The 19,370-nt window shown below is 63.4% G+C and carries 20 protein-coding genes; 13 read left to right on the forward strand and 7 right to left on the reverse strand.

What is annotated here, in order from left to right; all coding sequences use genetic code 11:
* Positions 1 to 89: 89 nt before the first annotated feature.
* From AB4112_RS06435 to AB4112_RS06470, 8 genes are all read left to right on the forward strand, one after another.
* Positions 90 to 1,739 (forward strand): terminase large subunit domain-containing protein, encoded by a 1,650-nt coding sequence (locus AB4112_RS06435; protein WP_441717900.1) that lies wholly within the window; start codon positions 90 to 92, stop codon positions 1,737 to 1,739.
* A 64-nt stretch (positions 1,740 to 1,803) separates the two neighbouring features.
* Complete coding sequence (locus tag AB4112_RS06440; protein WP_441717903.1) at positions 1,804 to 3,186, forward strand: hypothetical protein; 1,383 nt, start codon at positions 1,804 to 1,806, stop codon at positions 3,184 to 3,186.
* Entirely contained in the window at positions 3,183 to 3,572 is a 390-nt protein-coding gene (locus AB4112_RS06445; protein WP_441717906.1) for a hypothetical protein, read from the forward strand. The genes AB4112_RS06440 and AB4112_RS06445 overlap by 4 nt, the downstream gene beginning before the upstream one ends.
* Positions 3,573 to 3,582: 10 nt before the next feature.
* Positions 3,583 to 4,488 carry a major capsid protein gene (locus AB4112_RS06450; protein ID WP_441717908.1) on the forward strand — a complete coding sequence of 302 codons (906 nt, stop codon included), beginning with the start codon at positions 3,583 to 3,585 and terminating at the stop codon, positions 4,486 to 4,488.
* Positions 4,489 to 4,538: 50 nt separating this feature from the next.
* A complete protein-coding gene (locus tag AB4112_RS06455; protein ID WP_441717911.1) occupies positions 4,539 to 4,928 on the forward strand; it encodes a hypothetical protein in 390 nt (129 codons plus the stop codon).
* A gap of 175 nt (positions 4,929 to 5,103) precedes the next feature.
* Positions 5,104 to 5,577 carry a DnaT-like ssDNA-binding protein gene (locus AB4112_RS06460; RefSeq protein WP_441717912.1) on the forward strand — a complete coding sequence of 158 codons (474 nt, stop codon included), beginning with the start codon at positions 5,104 to 5,106 and terminating at the stop codon, positions 5,575 to 5,577.
* Positions 5,574 to 5,942, forward strand: a complete 369-nt coding sequence (locus AB4112_RS06465) for a hypothetical protein (RefSeq protein ID WP_441717915.1) — start codon at positions 5,574 to 5,576, stop codon at positions 5,940 to 5,942. The genes AB4112_RS06460 and AB4112_RS06465 overlap by 4 nt, the downstream gene beginning before the upstream one ends.
* A 1,099-nt stretch (positions 5,943 to 7,041) precedes the next feature.
* On the forward strand, positions 7,042 to 7,374 hold the full coding sequence (locus AB4112_RS06470) for a hypothetical protein (protein WP_441717917.1): 333 nt from the start codon (positions 7,042 to 7,044) through the stop codon (positions 7,372 to 7,374).
* A 286-nt stretch (positions 7,375 to 7,660) separates the two neighbouring features.
* On the opposite strand, the gene AB4112_RS06475 is transcribed toward AB4112_RS06470, so the two are convergent.
* The 5 genes from AB4112_RS06475 to AB4112_RS06495 form a co-directional block, all read right to left on the reverse strand.
* The gene (locus AB4112_RS06475) at positions 7,661 to 8,416 is read right to left on the reverse strand and encodes a hypothetical protein (protein WP_441717919.1); all 756 of its coding nucleotides are present in this window, start codon (positions 8,414 to 8,416) and stop codon (positions 7,661 to 7,663) included.
* A gap of 132 nt (positions 8,417 to 8,548) precedes the next feature.
* The gene (locus AB4112_RS06480) at positions 8,549 to 8,995 is read right to left on the reverse strand and encodes a hypothetical protein (protein WP_441717922.1); all 447 of its coding nucleotides are present in this window, start codon (positions 8,993 to 8,995) and stop codon (positions 8,549 to 8,551) included.
* A 458-nt stretch (positions 8,996 to 9,453) separates the two neighbouring features.
* Positions 9,454 to 9,603: a hypothetical protein gene (locus tag AB4112_RS06485; RefSeq protein WP_441717925.1), complete on the reverse strand. Its 150-nt coding sequence runs from the start codon at positions 9,601 to 9,603 to the stop codon at positions 9,454 to 9,456.
* Positions 9,604 to 9,776: 173 nt separating this feature from the next.
* A complete protein-coding gene (locus AB4112_RS06490) occupies positions 9,777 to 10,289 on the reverse strand; it encodes a DUF2165 family protein (protein ID WP_441717928.1) in 513 nt (170 codons plus the stop codon).
* Between the two features lies 1 nt (position 10,290).
* On the reverse strand, positions 10,291 to 11,433 hold the full coding sequence (locus AB4112_RS06495; RefSeq protein WP_309792787.1) for an ABC transporter ATP-binding protein: 1,143 nt from the start codon (positions 11,431 to 11,433) through the stop codon (positions 10,291 to 10,293).
* 332 nt (positions 11,434 to 11,765) lie between these two features.
* On the opposite strand from AB4112_RS06495, the gene AB4112_RS06500 reads away from it, so the two are divergent.
* From AB4112_RS06500 to AB4112_RS06520, 5 genes are all read left to right on the forward strand, one after another.
* Positions 11,766 to 12,770 (forward strand): lysylphosphatidylglycerol synthase domain-containing protein, encoded by a 1,005-nt coding sequence (locus AB4112_RS06500; RefSeq protein WP_441717932.1) that lies wholly within the window; start codon positions 11,766 to 11,768, stop codon positions 12,768 to 12,770.
* The gene (locus AB4112_RS06505) at positions 12,767 to 13,381 is read left to right on the forward strand and encodes a CDP-alcohol phosphatidyltransferase family protein (RefSeq protein ID WP_441717935.1); all 615 of its coding nucleotides are present in this window, start codon (positions 12,767 to 12,769) and stop codon (positions 13,379 to 13,381) included. The genes AB4112_RS06500 and AB4112_RS06505 overlap by 4 nt, the downstream gene beginning before the upstream one ends.
* A gap of 67 nt (positions 13,382 to 13,448) precedes the next feature.
* Positions 13,449 to 13,649 (forward strand): (2Fe-2S)-binding protein, encoded by a 201-nt coding sequence (locus tag AB4112_RS06510; RefSeq protein WP_309792784.1) that lies wholly within the window; start codon positions 13,449 to 13,451, stop codon positions 13,647 to 13,649.
* A gap of 77 nt (positions 13,650 to 13,726) precedes the next feature.
* Positions 13,727 to 14,686, forward strand: coding sequence for a nucleoside hydrolase (locus AB4112_RS06515; protein WP_441717939.1), 960 nt, complete (start codon positions 13,727 to 13,729; stop codon positions 14,684 to 14,686).
* 99 nt (positions 14,687 to 14,785) lie between these two features.
* Positions 14,786 to 16,057, forward strand: coding sequence for a hydroxyacid-oxoacid transhydrogenase (locus AB4112_RS06520; protein ID WP_441717942.1), 1,272 nt, complete (start codon positions 14,786 to 14,788; stop codon positions 16,055 to 16,057).
* A 32-nt stretch (positions 16,058 to 16,089) separates the two neighbouring features.
* Here AB4112_RS06520 and AB4112_RS06525 read toward each other — a convergent pair whose 3' ends face one another.
* Entirely contained in the window at positions 16,090 to 17,424 is a 1,335-nt protein-coding gene (locus tag AB4112_RS06525) for an ABC transporter ATP-binding protein (protein WP_441717945.1), read from the reverse strand.
* 9 nt (positions 17,425 to 17,433) lie between these two features.
* A complete protein-coding gene (locus tag AB4112_RS06530; RefSeq protein WP_309792778.1) occupies positions 17,434 to 19,176 on the reverse strand; it encodes an ABC transporter permease in 1,743 nt (580 codons plus the stop codon).
* Between the last annotated feature and the right edge of the window lie 194 nt (positions 19,177 to 19,370).

Below are 19,370 nucleotides of genomic sequence, written 5' to 3' on the forward strand. Positions count from 1 at the left end.
TGAAATCGAAGTCTTCAAGGCCGCTCCGACCTCTCGGACCGCGGCCAGCCTCGACACGCGTCCACTCCACTTCATGGATCTTATTCAGCATGCCCAAAAAGAACACGACTGCCGCTCAGATCGAACGTTGGCGCCACGGCTCGGCCGGCTTCTTCGCTTGGCTTGACGACACAAAGCCGATGATCCCGAGCGAGAAGGGCGGATATGAGCCCTACGCGGTGCCCAACGATGAGGTGCGTCAGGAGATCAAGAACGCACTCGACGGCCCATACAGCACGATCGTCCTGAGTTGGCCCCGTCGCCATGGCAAGACAATCGTCGCCGGCCTGATCATCACCTGGCGTTTCCTGACGCGGAAAACGCAGACCATCGCCATGGTCGCGAACAGCGAAAAGCAGGCGACGGACACGGCCTTCCGAACGGTGAAGACAATCCTCGAGCAAACACCGTTCACGAAGTCGATGATCATCGACGGCGTGCTGAAGATCGGTGCCGAGCGGATCGACTATGCGACGGTCGGGAACACGATAACGGGCTATCCCGCGTCGGCGGCGGCGCTGTACGGGAAGAAGCTGTCCGTCGCTCAGATCTCGGAATTGCATGCGGCGAAGACGGACGAGGTTTTCCAGACGTTGGCCTCGTCCACGATCGACACGGAGGATGGACTCGTGATCGTCGACTCTACGGTCGGGCCGACGTCCTCGCCCCTCCACGGGCTCTACCAAATCGCGCAGCGTGGCGCCGATCCGTCGCTGTATTTCTCGTATATCTCCTATCGTGATCTAGCCGACGCCATCGCCCGCGGCCCAAGGTGGATCAAGGCCGAACGTCTGCGTTCTCGTGCCGCTCAGATGCTGCCGGCGATCTTTGGGACCCAGCACCTGAACCTATGGGGCAGTGCGTCGAATGCATTGTTCACGGCGGACGTGATCAAGCGGTGCCGGGATAGCTATGCGCTCGACGTGAAGGCTGTCACGGCAGGCGCGGCGCATGTCGTCGGTGCCGGCCTGGATCGGGCATATGGATTCAGCCTCCACGGCGATGCCACGGTGAGCACAGCGGTGCTGAAGATGCTGATCGATGACGATCATCATTTCTTCGTGCTGGCATCGGATCAAATCGCTTTCAGCAGCGAAGCCGGCATCAAGAAGGCATTCACCCGATACGCTCGCGACTTCGGGATGAGCCGCGCCGCTATCGAGTCCTACAACGCGCAGGATGTGGCGTCGTGGGCGGCGGGACAGACGTTCGAGTCCGAGGTGGTGCACCCGACGGCCGAACGACAATCTGCAGTGTTCACGGCGCTGCACCTGGCCGCGTTGGAAGGGCGCCTCCATGTCCATCCCACCTTCACGAAACTCGCCTCCGAAATGGGGAGTTTCGAATACAAGCTGGACACTGGCACGAAGGGCACCATCGCGAAATTCGAGGCGGCGAAGGGTGCGCACGACGATCACGTGTACTCCCTGGCATGGGCGATCTACGCCCTCCGCGACGTCGAGCTCAATCCCTATGAGGTGACCGGCATCCACTGCGACGCAATCGGCCCCGTCGCTCGCCTCTGCGTCCTAAACGGCGGCGAAATGGTGCCATCTTGTCACGATGGTTGCCGTTCCTTCCAGTCCGTTGCCAATCTTTACAAGCAATACAGGAGTCGATCTGGTGTAACAGGTATGCCGATTGAACAGTTCTTTGCATCACGCGTTGTTAATACTGGATCACATTCAGTAAAGCGTTGAACAAACCTGTTGACATGAGCAAAAAAACTCGCATATGCAATTATAGTATATAGAGGATTTTTGCATGGCGTTCGGTTGGTTGCAGGGTTCAGACCCTATATTGAAAGTGATCAGGGCTTCTGCCGACCGAAAGGCTAAAGCGGAACTCGCTCTCAATTTCTATAACGATAAACAGGTTGAAGACCTGTATGCGCTGATTGCTCAGAGGTGGTCGGAGCCTGATAAGTTCCGACTGTTCTTTCTGAACATCGTTCGGAAGATCGTCACGAAGAAGGCGGCTGTATACGCCAGGAACCCTATCCGCACGGTGACGGGCTGGGATCAGGGTGCATTCGAGGCGCTCTACCAGGGCGCCGCCGTTAACAGCGTATTGAAGCGGGCGAACCGGCTTACCGAGCTCACTAAGACGACTGCGGTGCAGGTGCGCTGGGATGGCGACGGCGTTGCCCTGAACACGATCACGCCGAACATCCTCGATGCCGTGTACGCCGATCCCCGGAAGCCCGAGAAGATCGCCGTCACGCACATTGGACTCGACGCCACCGGGCAGCACGCTCAGCCCGAACACACAGAATATTCGGTGTGGTCAGCCGACCGGTACGAGCGGCTCGACTGGCGCGGACAGCCGATCCCGGTGGCGGGCAATCCGGATGGTGTGAATCCGTATCGCCTGATCCCGATGGTGCCGATCTGGGCCGAGCTCCCTGACGACGTTTTCTTCATCGAAGGCGGCGACGATCTCATTGAGGCTCAGCGCGCCGTGAACGTCGGATTGGTGAATCTCTGGCGGGCCATTGAACTGGCCTCTCATGGCCAGGCGTACGCGACCGGCATTAGCGCCTCCGACGCTCTCCGCACTGGTCCGGACAGGGCGATCACACTGCCGACCGGCGGAACGTTTGGCTATGCGGCGCCGAATACTCCGGTCTCACAGGTGCTATCTGCGCTCGAATTCGTGATCAAGCAAACCGCGGTAGCAAACTCCCTGGCCGCTAACGTCTTTGAAATCGATCCCCGCGCCGAGTCCGGTGCTGCCAAGACAGTCGAGAACGTCGATCTCCTGGAGTACCGGGCCGATCAGATCGAGCTCTATCGGCAGTACGAGTCGAAGCTGTTCGAGGTGATCAAGCGGGTTGTGAACACTCACGCCCCTGGCACGATCCCCGAAGCCGCGACCATCCGCGTCGATTTCGCCGAGATTCACCAGACGCTAGACGAACAGAAGAGCACCGAAGCCGCACGGACGAGGATCGACCTCGGAACGTGGTCTCCGGTCGACATGCTGTTGCGCGAGAATCCGGACATCGGAACGCGCGCTCAGGCGCTTGAAGAATTGAAACGCCGCCGAGCGGAAACGCTGGCGCTGCGTCCTGAAACCGCCGTCCCGACCGGCGTGCCTTCCAACGTGCCGACCCCGACACCGGCCCCGATCGAGACCACAGCATGACCGATACCCCGGTTCCGGCGTCCGATATCGCCGTTCCTCCCGCTGCTGCCGGCGACACGGTTGCGAACGCTGGGCACATGATTCCCAAGGCTCGCCTTGATGAAGTCCTGGCCCAGAAAAAGACCTTGGAAGGGGACATGGCTTCGATTGCCGATGCCGTTCTCGCCGATGTGCCATCACACCTTCACGGCCTAATCCCGGCTGATTTGGGACCGGCCGCGCGGATCAAGTGGTTCCAGGCGGCGAAGGCGACCGGCGTATTCGGCGGCACCTCCGCCGTGGTCCCCAAAACCGATACGGCACCCGCGCGCACAACGCCCGCCGCTGCCGATCTCTCATCTTTGCCAGCCTATGCGCGCATGTCGCGCGGCTATGGCACTAAGTAGGAATTAAGAAATGCTTACTATTTTGGAAGCTTCCAAGCTTATTACCAATCCTCTAGCGCAGGGTGTTGTTGAGGTTATTGCCTCGAATAACCCAGTTCTTGAGCGTCTGCCTTTCATCGATATTGCCGGTACTGCCTACCGGTATAACCGCGAGGACACTCTGCCCGGCATCGCCTTCCGTGGCTTCAATGAAGGCTACACTGAGTCGACCGGCGTGATTAACCCGCAGGTCGAGTCTTTGACCATCGCCGGTGGCGACAGTGACTTTGACGTGGCGCTTGTGGCCATGGGCGCCGGGTCGAATGACATCCGCGCGACGCATGACGCCATGAAGGCGAAGGCGCTGAGCCTGACTTGGTTGAAGACCTTCTTTGACGGCGACTCCAGCCTGAATCCCCGTGAATTCGACGGGCTGAACGCTCGCCTGACCGGTGGCCAGGTTATCCCCCTCGCCAGCGGCGGTGGCACCCTGACTCTGGATAGTCTGGATGAGCTCATTGATGCGGTGGTCGGCACCCCCTCCGCCCTGCTGATGAGCAAGGCGATGCGCCGGAAGGTGAATCGCCTGATCCGCTCCGCTGGTAAGGCCACCGAGATCGTCTCGGACGTCTTCGGCCGCCAGGTCATGGCATATGCCGGCATTCCGATCGGTGTGGTTGAGGATGACGCGTCCGGCACTGCGATCCTCGGTTTCGACGAGGACGACGGCACCGGCAATCTGGACACCACGAGCATCTACGCCGCGCGGTTCGATGCCGAAACGCTTCTCGGTATCGAGACGGCTCCGATCGACGTGCGCGACCTCGGCGAGATCGAGGCCAAGCCGGCGCTGCGTACCCGTATCGAGTGGTATTCGGGCTTGGCTCTGAAGCATCCGCGCGCGGCTGCCCGTCTGACCCGAATCAACAACGCGTAAGGCACATGGCGGGGGACTCCGGTCCCCCGTCGCCACGAAAGGAATTCGCTATGAGCTACAATTTTGATGCGGCGCTTGAACTTCAGTCCGCGACCACTGTTACCGCCTCCACCAAGGTCTCCGGCACGGGCGTTGCTCTCAACGTCCTGTCGGTCGGCCCGACCTTTCGGGCCGTGTTCAACGTCGGTTCGGCGTCGGCCTTTTCGTCCGCTCAGGTCGCGACCTTGGGCGTCGAGGCTGCGGCGTCCACCTCGTTCGCTTCGCCGGTGACGATCAGCCTGCCCGGCGTGACGGCGGCCGGTGTGTACGAACTGCCTCTGAGCTCGAAGCTGTTCGATCAGTTCACCGCTGGCGACCTTCGCTACATCCGAAGCTGGGTTGATAACGCGCCCGGCACCGGTACGAGCTCCATCACGTACTCGGCATTCCTGGCCCACTAAGGCCAGGACGGCCCGGCTGCAGGGCGCCCGCAGGGGCATAGGCAGAGGCGGGTTAGTCGTGAGTGCCGCCCCAAGCAAAACCGCGACAGTCGACGGCACCTTCTTCTAGGGCGCGCGGTCGGGAATGAGGGCGGCGTCCCCCGGCGCCGCCCTTTCCATTTTGAGAGGGCAGGGCATGGGCGTCGTTGTTGGAGTGAACTCATATGTGACCGTGGCGGAGGGGGACACCTACTTCGCGGATCGGCTCAATTCGTCCGAATGGACCGCGGCAACATCTGACGACAAAGGCAAGGCGTTGGTCATGGCCGCGCGCCAGATCGACCGGCTTTCCTTCACGGGAGCCCTCACGTCGGCTAGCCAGGCGATGTCGTGGCCGCGCATTGGCGCCTCGGACAGGGAAGGGCGCCCCATCTCGAGCACGGTGGTGCCGCAGGACGTGAAGGATGCGCAGGCCGAAACGGCGCTCGCCTTCCTGCGCGGCGACATGTCGGACGGCGGCGACCGTGGAATCCAGCGGGTGAAGGCCGGCAGTGTTGAGGTGGAATATGACTCCACCGCACCGGTCCGAACGATCCCGGACATCGCATCATCCATGCTGGCGCCGTTCCTAGCCGCTAGCGGCGTCAATTCGGTGAGGCTGGTCCCGTGAGCAGCATCCTTCAGGGCCCCATCGCCCGCACCGTCGCCTCTGCTCTCGCCGGCGTGGCTTATCCGATGACCGTTAAGCACGTCACCGGCCCACCTGTGTACGACCCGGAGTCGGGAGAGGTGATAACCCCTACTATCGTCCTGCCATGTCGCGGATGGATGGACGACTTCAGCGTGTTCGAGCGTGCCCTGGGATCGAGCTCCATCCTCGCCACCGACCGCAAGGTAGTGATCCTCTGCGAGACGATCAGCGCCGCTCCGGCCGTGTCCGATCAGGTGAATATTGGAGACGGCGTTTGGCGTCGCATCGCGGCCGTTGAACAAGATCCGGCGGCAGCGACGTGGACATGTCAGGCACAGCTCTAACGACGGACGCGATCGCATGGACCGACGCCAGCGGTCATGATGGCGAGCGTCGGCTATGGCGTGCCGTTCTCGGCGCGCTGCTGTCGGACTCCCTAGGCGTCGAACATGTCGACCTTCGGATTCCGAAATACGATCGACCGCAGGCCGCCGCAGATGCACGGGAATGGCTGCTATCGCCGTCGCTAGTCGACGTCTGCGACCTGGCCGACATGGATCCTCATCTAGTGGCCGATGTCATGCTACCCAAGGTGAGGGCCGCCGCTCCCGTGATCGTTCCTCCGAGGAGGAAGCGGGGGCCGCAGCCAGGGTTCAAGAAGCTGCGTAGCGAGGCGCAGGGCGGCCGATAGATTCCGGGGCCACTCCGCGCTCCCATTCCCCCGCAAGGCCCTTAGCGCGCCTTCTAACGCGTCCCGCGGGCGATCTCATTCGGTTCTCTTCAAGGTCGTGATAAGATCGTGGGAGCGATTGAAGGCTATCTGCATTTCTGCACATTTTATCGATTGAGCGATAATTATCACCGGAGCGTTATAATGTTCATATTGATATTTTTGTGTAATTCTTTGTTCTTCTTCTCAGTTGCGATATTATCATTGCAGATAATTCTTTGGGCTTACTCGGGATTTTGGGTAGATGGCGATCTTGTTTCTATTTGGATGATAACGCAAGCACTTGACAACGCCAGTTTGCACGATGTGTCCCAGCGAATAATCAAGGATCCTGGTGCGTTCATCAGCGCTCACGATGGTGTTATGTATGCTATGACTAGTGGGGTAGACTGGAAAGGACTAGCTAGTATAGTTCGTTTTTTCCTAGATCAACACGTAGCCGTGCTGAGCATTTTGTTCATTATCGCTGGAATATTTATCTCGGAGTCTCGAAATTAGTCTAATCTGCGTCCGCATTCTATTCTGAAATTTGCCTCTATATATATTCGAAATACTCCCAATGCTCTCCAGTAAATACGAATTCTGTACTTCATGCGTCGGAAACATATCCGCGTTTCTCAAACAACATGGGACTCCAATTGGAGACTCGATCTAACGTTTTCTTCATTCAACGGCTACCTACATGGGTTGGCCGCCGAACAGGGAGACGCAAGATGTCGAATTTCGCAGAAATCGCAGCCAGGCATGATCGGCTTGAGTCGGAATACAGAGGCGCAGTAGAGCCACGAGATCAGGATCGGCTGTTTGATCGGGCCACCAACGCCCTTGGGGATCTCTGGGCAGCCAAGCCGGGCGCCGACGCATCCACTCTAACGCTAGCCCGGTACGGCATCGCTCTATCAAGGGGCGAGAGGCGGCACCGCGCTAACGACGACGACAGCGAAGACGTCGAGAATTGGTACAACGTTGATACGGGGTTCGATCTCGTTCAGCGGCTGCAGCAGATCCTAGAGCGGATCGCTGTCGCGGAATGGCACCGGACATGATCAGGATCACAATCGAGGTGCTAATCCACCTCGGCGTCGCTCTCGACCGCGCCTCGGATGCAGTTTTGGCGGCAGTGGACAGACTCCACCATTGGGACCTGGGCCGGCGAACTAGAGATAGCCGGTCGTGAAGCCTAACAGTACGGCCGACCTAGTGTCGGCCTGCTGTGCCTGCTTGCCGTCTAACCAGGATCGGCCGCACGTGCGCCTTCGCCGCTCGTATGCCCAAGGGAACTCATTCTCATGGTATAAGAGTGGACGGCGCATTGGTGACGCCGCCGAGAGATCAGACGCTGTCCCAGCGACTCTTTGCGGCTTTCGTGGAGATCACATCTTTCAGCTTATCAATCTCTTGAGCATGAGCTAATAGTTTATTGTAACTTTCCGCATATTTTTTCAATAAGACGTTCAAAATTTCCGTCGATGGAAGCGCGTGCGCATAACCACCATACAACGTCTGCCCGGCTGCATTTGTAGTCTTGTAAGACCACTCGCCTAAATCAACATTCTGACCAGGAAGATTTCTGCTAATTATTTTCGGAAAATCAGCAAAAAGGGTCCGATATCGCTCGTTAATTCCTTCGGGCAAAATGTGTCCTCTTACATCTTGCCTCCCGGCGCTTTTAACCGTCTCGCTAAATAGCTTTTGGTGAGGCCACATATTTTCTTTTAGGAGAGCCGCCCGGCATCTCTTGGGGATTTCATCTGAAAATTGCGTGATTTCTACCTTAAATTCCCTCAACTTCTCAACATCCATTACACTTATGTAATCAGAGTGCTTCGCAATTAGAGAGTTTAGACGATTATCGACGAGATTTTTTGACATTTCCGCAAGTTCATCGACTATCTCGTTCTTTATGCTTTCCAAACGAGATCTCTCAACGTCGATTGCGACCTCTAAATTCTTTATTTTCATTTCCATTATCAGATCACCCCTCAAAAACTCTTTGTATGCATTGAGGCCACACAAATGGCCGGTATTGGAAAAGGAATTGTTTTCGTCAATCCATCTTCCCTTGTGATCGGTCAGGATCGCCGGCACCAGATCGTTCGCTCTCGCCACAATCTCCTTGAGCTATCTCCTCGCGCAGAGCAGCGTGAAGCCATGCCACCTTTTCATTTAAGTCTTCGATTTGATTCGCAACCGCGAAGGTGTCTCTGTTCATAATATTCTCTATTGTAAAAGTGATCTAATGAATGCGGACAAAATAATTCCGATTGCGCCGAAAGCTGTAACAATCGATATTCCGAACGATACAAACCATATCCAAGAGTTAGCGACGCCCCATTTTCTTTTGTTTTCCTCCGAATTCTTTAAATAGCTAATCAACTTAGCTGGATCATTGCTGTCGGCGCTCTTGTAAGCGGAGACTGCGGTGATGCTGCCCATCGCAACTTTGAACACCTCATACAGGACAAATAGGATTAGAGATGCGGCCATGAGCGTGCCGGACAATAACATTTCCGTCTTGCACATATACTGCTTTGTAAGACTCCAAATTGCAAAGAAGCCCGCGTATCCTACCGCCATAACGATGTTCAGGTAATTTGCCGTAGCGTTAAATTGTGCGACTGAATACTCTATCAGATATTTTCGGTCGTCTTCGGTTGGGTTTGGCATTTTTATGCTCGCACCATATCTGACCGTTCAGGCCACCTCGCCGCGGCTGGACGCAATATCCGCCGTCCGTGCAGCCGTGATCCGTCGCGGAACAGCGCGCATAAGCGAGGGTCATTTCCGCTTCGTGTCGTCCTTCAACAGGACGACGGGGTAGCCGTGACGCTCTGCAGTCTCCATCCCTAGCCTGATGGCACTGTCTCGGTCGCTCACCACCTGGATGGGGTAGGGCGCGATTGCCACAGCGACGTCCCCATAGCCGGGATTCGGATGCCCTGGTTTGATGCCTTGCATCATTGCGCACATCTTCCCCTTGTCCTTAGGGGACCGATAGACGTGCAATTCAAGGCAGTGAGGTTCGCCGTGGCCCTCGGTATATTGGCTGACAATTGGCTGTGCCATTGAAATCCTCCCGTGAAATGTGATCGAGCAATACGCTCCGACTGAACAGCCGGGATCGCTCAGCCGAGCAGCGCACCCCAAGCCATCATGAGCACCAGGAACCAAAAGGCGGCACTCATGGCCCGGTCAATGAATTGCATCATAATGCGACGATCATGATCCCCTTCACGGTCCGACACCATCGGGAACATCAGCAGAACGGATTCCATGCGCCGTGTGCCATCCCGTGTCACATGGAACATACGCGAACGATCGGGAATCGCCGTCGCAACGATTTGTAACCCGCGGAAACGCTCGGTTTTCTCTGTGACGGACTCAGAAATCGGCGCGGCACATGAAAAAGGCGCCTCTCGGCGCCTTAGTGTTGATTCTATTAAGTTTTTCAGTCCTGCAGGTCGTAGGGCAGGTCCTCGTCCTTCTGGTTCAGGAACACCAGGACAATGCCGGCGATGGTCAGGAAGATGTGGGCGCTGGCCTGGCCGTTCCACTCATGCGACTGCCACATCGCGAACCATTCGCCGCCGATGGCGATGAAGCCGAAGGCGTAGAGCCCGAAGCCCATGCCGACCCCGGCCATGGCGGTCGACTTGGCGCGGCTGAACACGGCGGCGGGGGCGTCCCAGCGGCCGGCCATGCGGATGGCGCCGATCCAGCAGACCAGGGCGGTCGCCACCTGCCAGGCGATGATCAGCCCGTAGGCGAGGTGGTCGGCCCAGGAAACGTCGATCGCCCGCCACATCAGGGCGGGCGATCGGAAGGTGGTGTCCATCGCCAGCACATGCTGGACGAAGGCGAAGTTGGAGCCGTAATCGGTCAGGTTGCCGATCGCGACCAGGGTGAAGAACAGCGCGACCCCGGCCGTCGCCAGGATCTTGAGGATCCTGGCGGTTGTCACGTCAGGCCTGGGCCATCGCCGGTTCGCGGCCCAGATCGGCCATCGGGTGGCGTTCGGCCCGCTGCAGGGCCTGGCCCTGGGCATCGAACAGGTGGCAGGTCTCGGCCGCGAAGGTGATCGAGACCTGGTCGTTGGTCTTGACCCGGCTGTCGCCCTCGGTCTGCACCGTCATCATGCCGGCGTCGGTCTTGAGGTAGAGGAAGGTCTCGCCGCCCAGGCGCTCGACCACGAAGACCTGGCCGGGGAAGGCCGGGCCGGTGGCGCCGCCGAGGGCCACGGACATGTGCTCCGGCCGGATGCCGAGGGTGACCTTGTCGCCGGACTTGGCGCGGCCCTGCTGCACCGGCACGGTGACCGACCCGCCGCCCGGCAGGTTGACCGTCGCGGTGGCGCCGTCGGCCGCGGTGACCGTGGTCTCGATGAAGTTCATCTTCGGGCTGCCGATGAAGCCGGCGACGAAGAGGTTGTCCGGGTGGTGGTACAGCTCGAGCGGCGAGCCGACCTGCTCGATCCGCCCGGCGCTCAGCACCACGATCTTGTCGGCCAGCGTCATGGCCTCGACCTGATCATGGGTGACGTAGATCATGGTCGCGTTCAGGTCGTTGTGCAGCCGCGCGATCTCGATCCGCATCTGCACGCGCAGCGCCGCGTCGAGGTTCGACAGCGGCTCGTCGAACAGGAAGACCTTCGGGTTGCGCACGATGGCGCGGCCGATGGCCACGCGCTGGCGCTGGCCGCCCGACAGTTCCTTCGGCTTGCGCTTCAGCAGCGGCTCGAGCTGCAGCACCTTGGCGGCATCGCCGACCTTGCGCTCGACCTCGGCCTTGTTGGTCTTGGCGAGCTTCAGGCCGAAGGCCATGTTCTCGTAGACCGTCATGTGGGGGTAGAGCGCGTAGCTCTGGAACACCATGGCGATGCCGCGCTCGGCCGGGGGCAGGTCGTTGACCTTCTGCCCGTCGATCGCGAGGTCGCCGGAGGAGATGTCCTCCAGACCGGCGATCAGCCGAAGCAGGGTCGACTTGCCGCAGCCGGACGGGCCGACGAAGACGACGAATTCATGGTCGCGGATGTCGAGATCGACGCCTTTGATGATCTCGATGTCGCCGAACGACTTCCGAATGCCACGGAGCGTAACGCCAGCCATGTTTCCTCCACTGCGCAAACTTTGCCGCACCATAAAGAGCGATCGCGGCGGAGGCCAGCATTTTGGAACAGTCGACGCCAAATCGTATGATGTTTGAACGATTGTGATCCGGAAACCGCGTCGGCCGGCGGCCTGCATCCGCCCGCAGACCTGCCCGCGCGATCGATTGACACAAGCCCGGCCTATCCTGTTAATCCGCCCGCCCCAACGGAGCCGCCCAGGCATGTCGAGCCGCGATTGCGCCACAGCCTTTGACCCGACCGCCACGACCGGTGCCGCAGAGTGACGTCACCATCCAAGGATTGCGCCCGCCTGCGCACGGGGACCCGCGCATGAAGCGCCAGGCCATCAAATTCGCCACGGCGCTGGTCGGCCTCGCCGGGCTGCTCGGCATCATCGTGCTGATCGCGTCGCAGGATGCGGCGGCGCTGCTGAACCTGCTGCTCGGCGCCAGCGGTGGCATCCTGCTGGTGGTGGCCGCCCATATCCTGCCGATGATGTGCTCGGCGTTGGGCTGGCGCGCGGCGATGCGGCCGCTGTGGTCGGCCGGCTTCGGCACCTTCCTGTGGGCCCGGCTGGTCCGCGAATCCGCCAATGCGGTCCTGCCTGTGGCCCAGGTCGGCGGCGATGTGCTGGGCGCCCGCGTGCTGGCGCTGCATGGCGCCCGCACGGTGCAGGCCGGGGCGGGGATGCTGGTCGACCTCACCCTCGAATTCCTGACCCAGATCCTGTTCTTCGCCATCGGCCTGTCGGTGCTGGTGCTGATCGGCGGCGGCGACATGGTGCGCCTCGGCGGGCTCGGCCTGGCCGTCGCCATCCTGACCGGCATCGCCTTCGTGCTGGCGCAGCGCTGGGGCATGTTTCGGCTGTTCGAACGCCTGCTGGGCCGGATCGCGCAGCAGTTCGACTGGCCGGCGCTCGGGTCGCTGTCCGGGCTGCACGACACCGTGATCAGCATCTACCGCGACCGGCGGGCCATGGCCGAGGCCGCGGCCGGGCACCTGGCGTCCTGGCTGCTCGGCGCCGGCGAGGTCTGGCTGACCCTGCATGTGCTCGGCGCCGACATCGGCTTCGCCGAGGCCCTGGTGATGGAAAGCCTGGGCCAGGCGGTGCGCACCGCCGCCTTCCTGATCCCCGGCGCGCTCGGCGTGCAGGACGGCGCCTTCCTGGCGCTCGGCGTGATGTTCGGCCTGCCGCCGGAGATCGGGCTGTCGGTGTCGCTGGTCAAGCGTATCCGCGAACTGGTGCTGCATGCGCCGGCGCTGCTGATCTGGTATCTCCTCGAAGGCCGGCGCCTGCTGCGGACGCCGGAGGACGCACGCGGCGGACAGGCATGAGCTCGATCTACACCCAGCCCCACACCTCCTGGACCCACCGGCTGACCCGGATCATGGTCCGGCCCCTGATCGGCACCCGGGTGACGCCGAACCACCTGACCACCGGCCGGCTGGTCACCGGCCTGGCCAGCTGCGCCGCCTTCGCCGTCGGCGATGCCAGCTGGACGGTCTGGGGTGGGGTGATCTGGCTGCTGTCCTGCCTGCTCGACCGGGCGGATGGCGAGCTGGCGCGGCTGGGGGGCCTGTCGTCGCCCTTCGGCCACATCTACGACTACTACTGCGACATCACGGTCAATGCGCTCTTGTTCCTGTGCATCGGCATCGGGCTGCGCACCGGCGACCTTGGCTGGATCGCGCCGCTGCTCGGCGTGCTGGCCAGCGCCGGCGTGCTGGCGGCGTCGATCCTGTCGCAACGGCTGGAGAGCGCGGGGGCGGTCGAGACCAAGGCCTATGTCGGCATCCTCGGCTTCGACTTCGACGACACGCTGTACCTGTTCGCGCCCGCGGCCTGGTTCGGGCTGTTCCCCTATATCCTGGTCGGGGCGGCCATCGGCGGGCCGGTGTTCGGGATCCTGACCGCCCTGCGGCTGCGCGCCGCGCGGGCAGGATAGAGCGCCTATTGACACTCATTCGCAATATCATCTACATCCAGCGGCGAGACCTCGGAGCCGCCGGCGCATGTACATTTGCATCTGCAACGCCCTGAACGACACCCAGATCCGCTGCGCCGTCGATTCCGGCGCCCGCAGCGCCGGTCAGGTTTATGCCGGGCTGGGCTGCGCCCCGCGCTGCGGCAAGTGCATCACCGCGATCCGCCAGATGGTGAACGAAGCCAACCGCGAGCAGGACGACGTGCCGGTGCTGCTCGCCGCCGAATAACCGTCCGGCTCCCCCTGTACGACACCGCGCCGCGGTGCTAGCCAGCCTTCCGACACCAGTTTGAACGGGAGGGTGGAATGGCCGAGACCAGGCGCATCATCATCGACACCGATCCGGGCCAGGACGACGCCATCGCCATCCTGCTGGCGATGGGTTCGCCGGAGCTCGAGATCGCCGGCCTGACCACCGTCGCCGGCAATGTGCCGCTGGATCTCACCACCGCCAACGCGCTGAAGCTGTGCGAACTGGCCGGCCGCACCGACATCCCGGTGATCGCCGGCTCGATCCGCCCGCTGGTGCGGCCGCTGGTCACCGCCGAGGCGGTGCACGGCAAGACCGGGCTGGACGGGTCGGGCCTCCCGGATCCGACCACCAGGCCGGTCCCGGGTCATGCGGTCGACTGGATCATCGACACCATCATGGCGGCGCCGGAGGGCACTTACACGCTGTGCCCGCTCGGGCCGCTGACCAACATCGCCTCGGCCCTGGTGCGCGAACCGCGGATCGCGCCGCGGATCCGCGAGATCGTGTTCATGGGCGGCGGTTTCTTCGAGGGCGGAAACACCACCCCGGCGGCCGAGTTCAACATCTATGTCGACCCGCACGCCGCCCATGTGGTGATGACCAGCGGCATCAAGCTGACCATGGTGCCGCTCGACGTCACCCACAAGGCGCTGACCACCCGCCCGTGGCTCGACAGGGTGGCGGCGCTGGGCACGCCGGCGGCCAAGAGCGTGGTCGGCATGCTGGGCTTCTTCGAGCGCTTCGACATGGACCGCTACGGCACGACCGGCGCGCCGCTGCACGACCCCTGCGTCATCGCCTATCTGCTGAAGCCGGAGCTGTTCGGCGGCCGTGACTGCCATGTCGCGATCGAGCTGTCGGGCGAGCACACGCTGGGCATGACCGTGGTCGATTGGTGGGGCATGGCCGGGAAGTGGGGCGGCACCGACCGGCCGAAGAACTGCCGGGTGCTGCGCGACATCGATGCCGCCGGCTTCTTCGAGCTGATCTACCAGGCGCTGCAGCGGCTTTAAGACACCTTCGTCATCCCCGCGAAAGCGGGGATCTCGCGACGCTTTGACCGGATAGAGATTCCCGCTTTCGCGGGAATGACGTCTGAGGAAATGGCGGCCATGACGACCCTAGAAAGCGTCTTCACCATCGAGGCGGCGCCGCTGAAGTTCGGTGCCGGCGCGGTCGAGGAGTTGGGCTGGGACCTGAAGCGCCTGGGCGTCGCCCGGGTGCTGCTGGTCGCCGACCCGGCGCTGCACGAATTCGGCCTGGTCGACCGGGTCGCCGGCATCATCGAACGCACCGGCATCGGCACCGTCCGGTTCGAGGACATCGCGGTGGAGCCGACGCTCGAGTCGCTGTCGCGCGCCGCTGATTTCGCGGCCACGGCCGATGTCGACGGCTTCGTCGCGCTGGGCGGCGGGTCGACCATCGACACCGCCAAGGTCGCCAACCTGATCAAGCGCCACGGCGGCGCGATCATGGACTATGTCAACGCGCCGATCGGCGGCGGTCGCAAGCCGCCGGGGCCGCTGTTCCCGCTGATCGCGGTGCCGACCACCTCCGGCTCGGGGTCGGAGGCGACGACGGTCGCCATCCTCGACATCCCCGACCTCAAGCTGAAGACCGGCATCTCGCACCGCTTCATCCGGCCGACCCTGGCCGTGGTCGACCCGGAGCTGGCGCGGACCACGCCGGCCGGCGTCACCGCCTCGGCCGGGCTCGACGTGGTCTGCCACGCCGTCGAATCCTACATCTCGAAGCCCTTCGACGCGCGGCCGCGGCCGGCCTCGCCGGACGACCGGCCGCCCTACCAGGGCAGCAACCCCGTCGCCGACATCTGGTCGCTCAAGGCGATCGAGTTCGGCGGCCGCTTCCTGGCCCGCGCCGTGGCCGACGGCGACGATCTCGAGGCGCGCGGCACGATGATGCTGGGCGCCACCATGGCCGGGATCGGCTTCGGCACCGCCGGAGTGCACATCCCGCACGCCTGCGCCTATCCGATCGCCGGGCTGAAGCACGTCTTCCATGCCGCCGGCTACAGCCGCGACCACGCCTTCGTGCCGCATGGCTATTCGGTGATCGTGACCTCGCCGGCGGCGTTCCGCTTCACCTATGACGCGGCGCCGGAGAAGCACATCCAGGCGGCTGAACTATTGACCGGTCGATCGGTCAATGATCCAGGGCCGGACAGCCTGCCGCAGGCGCTGATCGCGCTGATGCGGCAGGTCGGCGCCCCCAGCGGCATCGCCGAGCTGGGCTATGCCGAGGCGGACATCCCGGCGCTGGTCGACGGCGCGCTGAAGCAGCAGCGCCTGCTGGTCGGCGCGCCCAGGCCGGTCGGCCGCGGCGACCTGGAACGGATCCTGCAGGCCTCGATGGCGAACTGGTAGCGCATCCCAACACCATCTGGGACCTCCGCCGGTCAAGCCGGATTCTCCAGGCTGAACTGGCCGCTCTCGCCATCATAGGCGAACAGCTCGGCGTAGCGGCCCCAGGAGATCGCGGCGCGAAGAGTCTCCTCCGCCCGGTCCTCGGACATGAAATCCTCGAGTTCCTCGGAGAAGCGCAGCCGCGGCGCGCGGTGGCTCGGCCGCTCGTCCAGCACCCGCCGGATCAGCGCCGCGATCGGCACATGCGCCAGCGCATGGCTGGCGAACAGCCGCTTGCGCTGGTCGACGTCGGACTCGACGAACAGCCGGCCGTGCTCGGTCAGGTGGATGTCGCCGTCCGCCAGCTCGGCGAAGCGCAGCAGCTGCAGCGCCTCGGCGATCGGGAACAGCTCGTCCGCCTCCATCTGCAGCGTCGCCGCCAGGTCCGGCAGGTCGGCCCGGCCGGCATAGGGCGGCGCGGCCAGCGCCTCCATCAGCCCCGACATCAGGTTGGTCGAGACATGCGGCAGCTCCATGCCGATGCCGGTGCCGGGGAAGCCCGCCTTCGGCTCGGCCTTGCCGCCGGGGCTGCGGTTGGTCATCCGGGCGTAGATGTCGTCGACCATCTGCCGGAACACCGGGTCCAGGCGGTTGCGCGGGTGCGGCAGGTCGATGCGGATCTCCGCCGCCACCCGGCCGGGGTTGGAGGAGAAGATCAGGACGCGGTCGCACATCAGGATCGCCTCCTCGATGTTGTGGGTCACCATCAGGATCGACTTGATCGGCAGCCGGCCCTCCATCCACAGCTCGATCAGGTCGGTGCGCAGCGTCTCCGCCGTCAGCACGTCGAGCGCCGAGAACGGCTCGTCCATCAGCATCAGCCGGGGATGCACCACCAAGGCGCGGGCGAAGCCGACGCGCTGGCGCATGCCGCCCGACAGCTCCTTCGGATATGCGCTCTCGAATCCGTCCAGGCCGATCAGGTCGATCGCCTCCAGCGCCCGCCGCCGCCGTTCCGCGGTGGCGATGCCCTGGGCCTCCAGCCCGATCTCGACATTCTCCAGCACGGTCAGCCAGGGGAACAGCGCGAAGCTCTGGAACACCATCGACAGGCCCTCGGAGGGGCCGGAGATGGGGCGGCCGCACCAGGTCACGGCGCCGGCGGTCGGCGGCACCAGGCCGGCGATGATGCGCAGCAGCGAGGACTTGCCCGAGCCGGAGCGGCCGAGCAGCCCGACGATCTCGCCCTCGCGGATGGTCATCGACACGTCGTCGAGCACCAGCAGGTCGTTGTCGCCCTTGTGATAGGCCTGCCGGACGCCGGCGATGTCGACCAGGACCGGATTGTCGTTCGCAGCCGGGCGCGGGAGGGTGGTGGTGTCGTACATGATCTTTCCTCAGTCCAGGCGCAGCCGGCGGGCGGCGAAGGTGAAGAGCGGCCGCCACAGCAGCCGGTTGAACAGCGAGACGAAGACCGACATGACGGCGATGCCGAGCACGATGCGCGGATAGTCCGCCGCCGCCGTGGCCTGGGCGATGTAGGCGCCGAGGCCGTGCGCGGTCAGGGTGGTGTCGCCCCAGCTCGCCACCTCGGCGACGATGCTGGCGTTCCACGACCCGCCGCTGGCGGTGATCGCCCCGGTCACGTAGTAGGGGAAGATCCCGGGCAGGATGATCTTGCGCCACCACTTCCAGCCGCGGATGCGGAAGCTGGACGCCGCCTCGCGCAGGTCGGTCGGGAAGGCGCTGGCCCCGGCGATGACGTTGAACAGGATGTACCACTGGGTGCCCAGCACCATCAGCGGCGCCAGCCAGACGTCGGGGTTCAGGCCCAGCCGCACGATCGCCACCACTGCGAAGGGGAAGGCGATGTTGGCGGGGAAGGCGGCCAGGAACTGCGCCAGCGGCTGCACCCGCTCGGCGACCCGCGGGCGCAGGCCGATCCAGACCCCGATCGGCACCCAGACCACCGTTGCCAGCGCGATCAGCACCACGACGCGGATCAGGGTGAAGCAGCCCAGCAGCACCGCCTCGCCGGCATCGGCCCAGCTCAGCTCGGTGGCGACGAAGCCGACGATCTGCCACAGGGCATAGGCGATCGCCGCCAGCACCACCGCGGCGAAGGCGCCGTCGGCCCAGCGGCTGGACCACATCCGGGCGACCGCGCCGCCGCGGCCGTCGCCGGCCGGGATGAAGGCGAAGCGCCGCCGCGACACGGTGCGGATCACCGCGCCGACCGGGGCCAGGGCGATCTGGAACAGCCGGGTGCGCTGCACCAGGGTCAGCAGCCAGGACCGCGGCACAGTGGTGCCGGCCGACTGCTCGAAGCGGAACTTCTCGGCCCAGGCCACCAGCGGCCGGAACAGAAACTGGTCATAGGCCAGGATCACGGCGCCCATCACCAGCACCGCCCAGCCGACGGCGGCCAGGTCGCGCTGGTCGATCGCCCGGGCGACGTAGGAGCCGACGCCGGGCAGGGTGATGGTGGTGTCGCCGACCGAGATCGCCTCCGACGCCACCACGAAGAACCAGCCGCCGGACATCGACATCATGGTGTTCCACACCAGCCCGGGCATGGCGAAGGGCACCTCCAGCCGCCAGAAGCGCTGCCAGGCGGACAGGCGGAAGCTGCGGCTGGCCTCGTCCAGGTCGCGCGGCACGGTCTTCAGCGACTGGTAGAAGCTGAAGGTCATGTTCCAGGCCTGGGAGGTGAAGATGGCGAACACCGCGGCGCATTCCACGCCCACCACCTGGCCCGGGAACAGGGCCATGAAGCCGACCACGGTGAAGGACAGGAAGCCCAGCACCGGCACCGACTGCAGGATGTCCAGGAGCGGGATCAGCACCATCTCGGCCCGCCGGCTCTTGGCCGCCGCGGTGGCGTAGACGAAGGTGAAGACCAGCGAGGCGACGATCGCCGCCAGCATGCGCAGGGTGGTGCGCAGGGCGTAGTCGGGCAGCGCCAGCGGGTCGAGCGAGATCGGCGTCTGCTGGACGCTGGCCAGCGGCGCCAGGGTCGCGCGGCCGCCATGGGCGACCAGCACGATGGCGCCGAAGACGAGGGAAAAGGCCACCAGGTCCCAGAGGTTGGGCAGGAAGCGGGGCCGCTCCGCCGCGAGGGCGGGGTGGTGCAGGGTCATGGTCTTCGTCCGATGGGCAGGCAGTCGCAGTCACCGCGCCTCCCAGGGGGACGCGCGGCGCGGAACGTCCGGCTCTAAGCCGGCGTCAGACTGGCCTTCGGTCGTCGCCTTCCAAGGAGACGCGCCGATAGCTGGGACGAAGATCGAATGGCAGGTGGTTCATGGTTCACCTCGCACCGGCGCGGCCTGGCCGC

The organism is Inquilinus sp. 2KB_23 (genome assembly GCF_052115705.1).
Lineage (GTDB): Bacteria > Pseudomonadota > Alphaproteobacteria > DSM-16000 > Inquilinaceae > Inquilinus > Inquilinus ginsengisoli_A.

Excerpts from the sequence above, each read along its gene's own strand:
- AB4112_RS06505 (WP_441717935.1), top strand. The coding sequence starts at position 12,767 with ATGAGCTCGATCTACACCCAGCCCCACACCTCCTGGACCCACCGGCTG.
- AB4112_RS06455 (WP_441717911.1), top strand. The coding sequence starts at position 4,539 with ATGAGCTACAATTTTGATGCGGCGCTTGAACTTCAGTCCGCGACCACT.
- AB4112_RS06470 (WP_441717917.1), top strand. The coding sequence starts at position 7,042 with ATGTCGAATTTCGCAGAAATCGCAGCCAGGCATGATCGGCTTGAGTCG.
- AB4112_RS06440 (WP_441717903.1), top strand. The coding sequence starts at position 1,804 with ATGGCGTTCGGTTGGTTGCAGGGTTCAGACCCTATATTGAAAGTGATC.
- AB4112_RS06460 (WP_441717912.1), top strand. The coding sequence starts at position 5,104 with ATGGGCGTCGTTGTTGGAGTGAACTCATATGTGACCGTGGCGGAGGGG.
- AB4112_RS06510 (WP_309792784.1), top strand. The coding sequence starts at position 13,449 with ATGTACATTTGCATCTGCAACGCCCTGAACGACACCCAGATCCGCTGC.
- AB4112_RS06530 (WP_309792778.1), bottom strand. The coding sequence starts at position 19,176 with ATGACCCTGCACCACCCCGCCCTCGCGGCGGAGCGGCCCCGCTTCCTG.
- AB4112_RS06480 (WP_441717922.1), bottom strand. The coding sequence starts at position 8,995 with ATGCCAAACCCAACCGAAGACGACCGAAAATATCTGATAGAGTATTCA.
- AB4112_RS06435 (WP_441717900.1), top strand. The coding sequence starts at position 90 with ATGCCCAAAAAGAACACGACTGCCGCTCAGATCGAACGTTGGCGCCAC.
- AB4112_RS06500 (WP_441717932.1), top strand. The coding sequence starts at position 11,766 with ATGAAGCGCCAGGCCATCAAATTCGCCACGGCGCTGGTCGGCCTCGCC.
- AB4112_RS06525 (WP_441717945.1), bottom strand. The coding sequence starts at position 17,424 with ATGTACGACACCACCACCCTCCCGCGCCCGGCTGCGAACGACAATCCG.
- AB4112_RS06445 (WP_441717906.1), top strand. The coding sequence starts at position 3,183 with ATGACCGATACCCCGGTTCCGGCGTCCGATATCGCCGTTCCTCCCGCT.
- AB4112_RS06450 (WP_441717908.1), top strand. The coding sequence starts at position 3,583 with ATGCTTACTATTTTGGAAGCTTCCAAGCTTATTACCAATCCTCTAGCG.
- AB4112_RS06515 (WP_441717939.1), top strand. The coding sequence starts at position 13,727 with ATGGCCGAGACCAGGCGCATCATCATCGACACCGATCCGGGCCAGGAC.
- AB4112_RS06520 (WP_441717942.1), top strand. The coding sequence starts at position 14,786 with ATGACGACCCTAGAAAGCGTCTTCACCATCGAGGCGGCGCCGCTGAAG.
- AB4112_RS06485 (WP_441717925.1), bottom strand. The coding sequence starts at position 9,603 with ATGGAATCCGTTCTGCTGATGTTCCCGATGGTGTCGGACCGTGAAGGG.
- AB4112_RS06495 (WP_309792787.1), bottom strand. The coding sequence starts at position 11,433 with ATGGCTGGCGTTACGCTCCGTGGCATTCGGAAGTCGTTCGGCGACATC.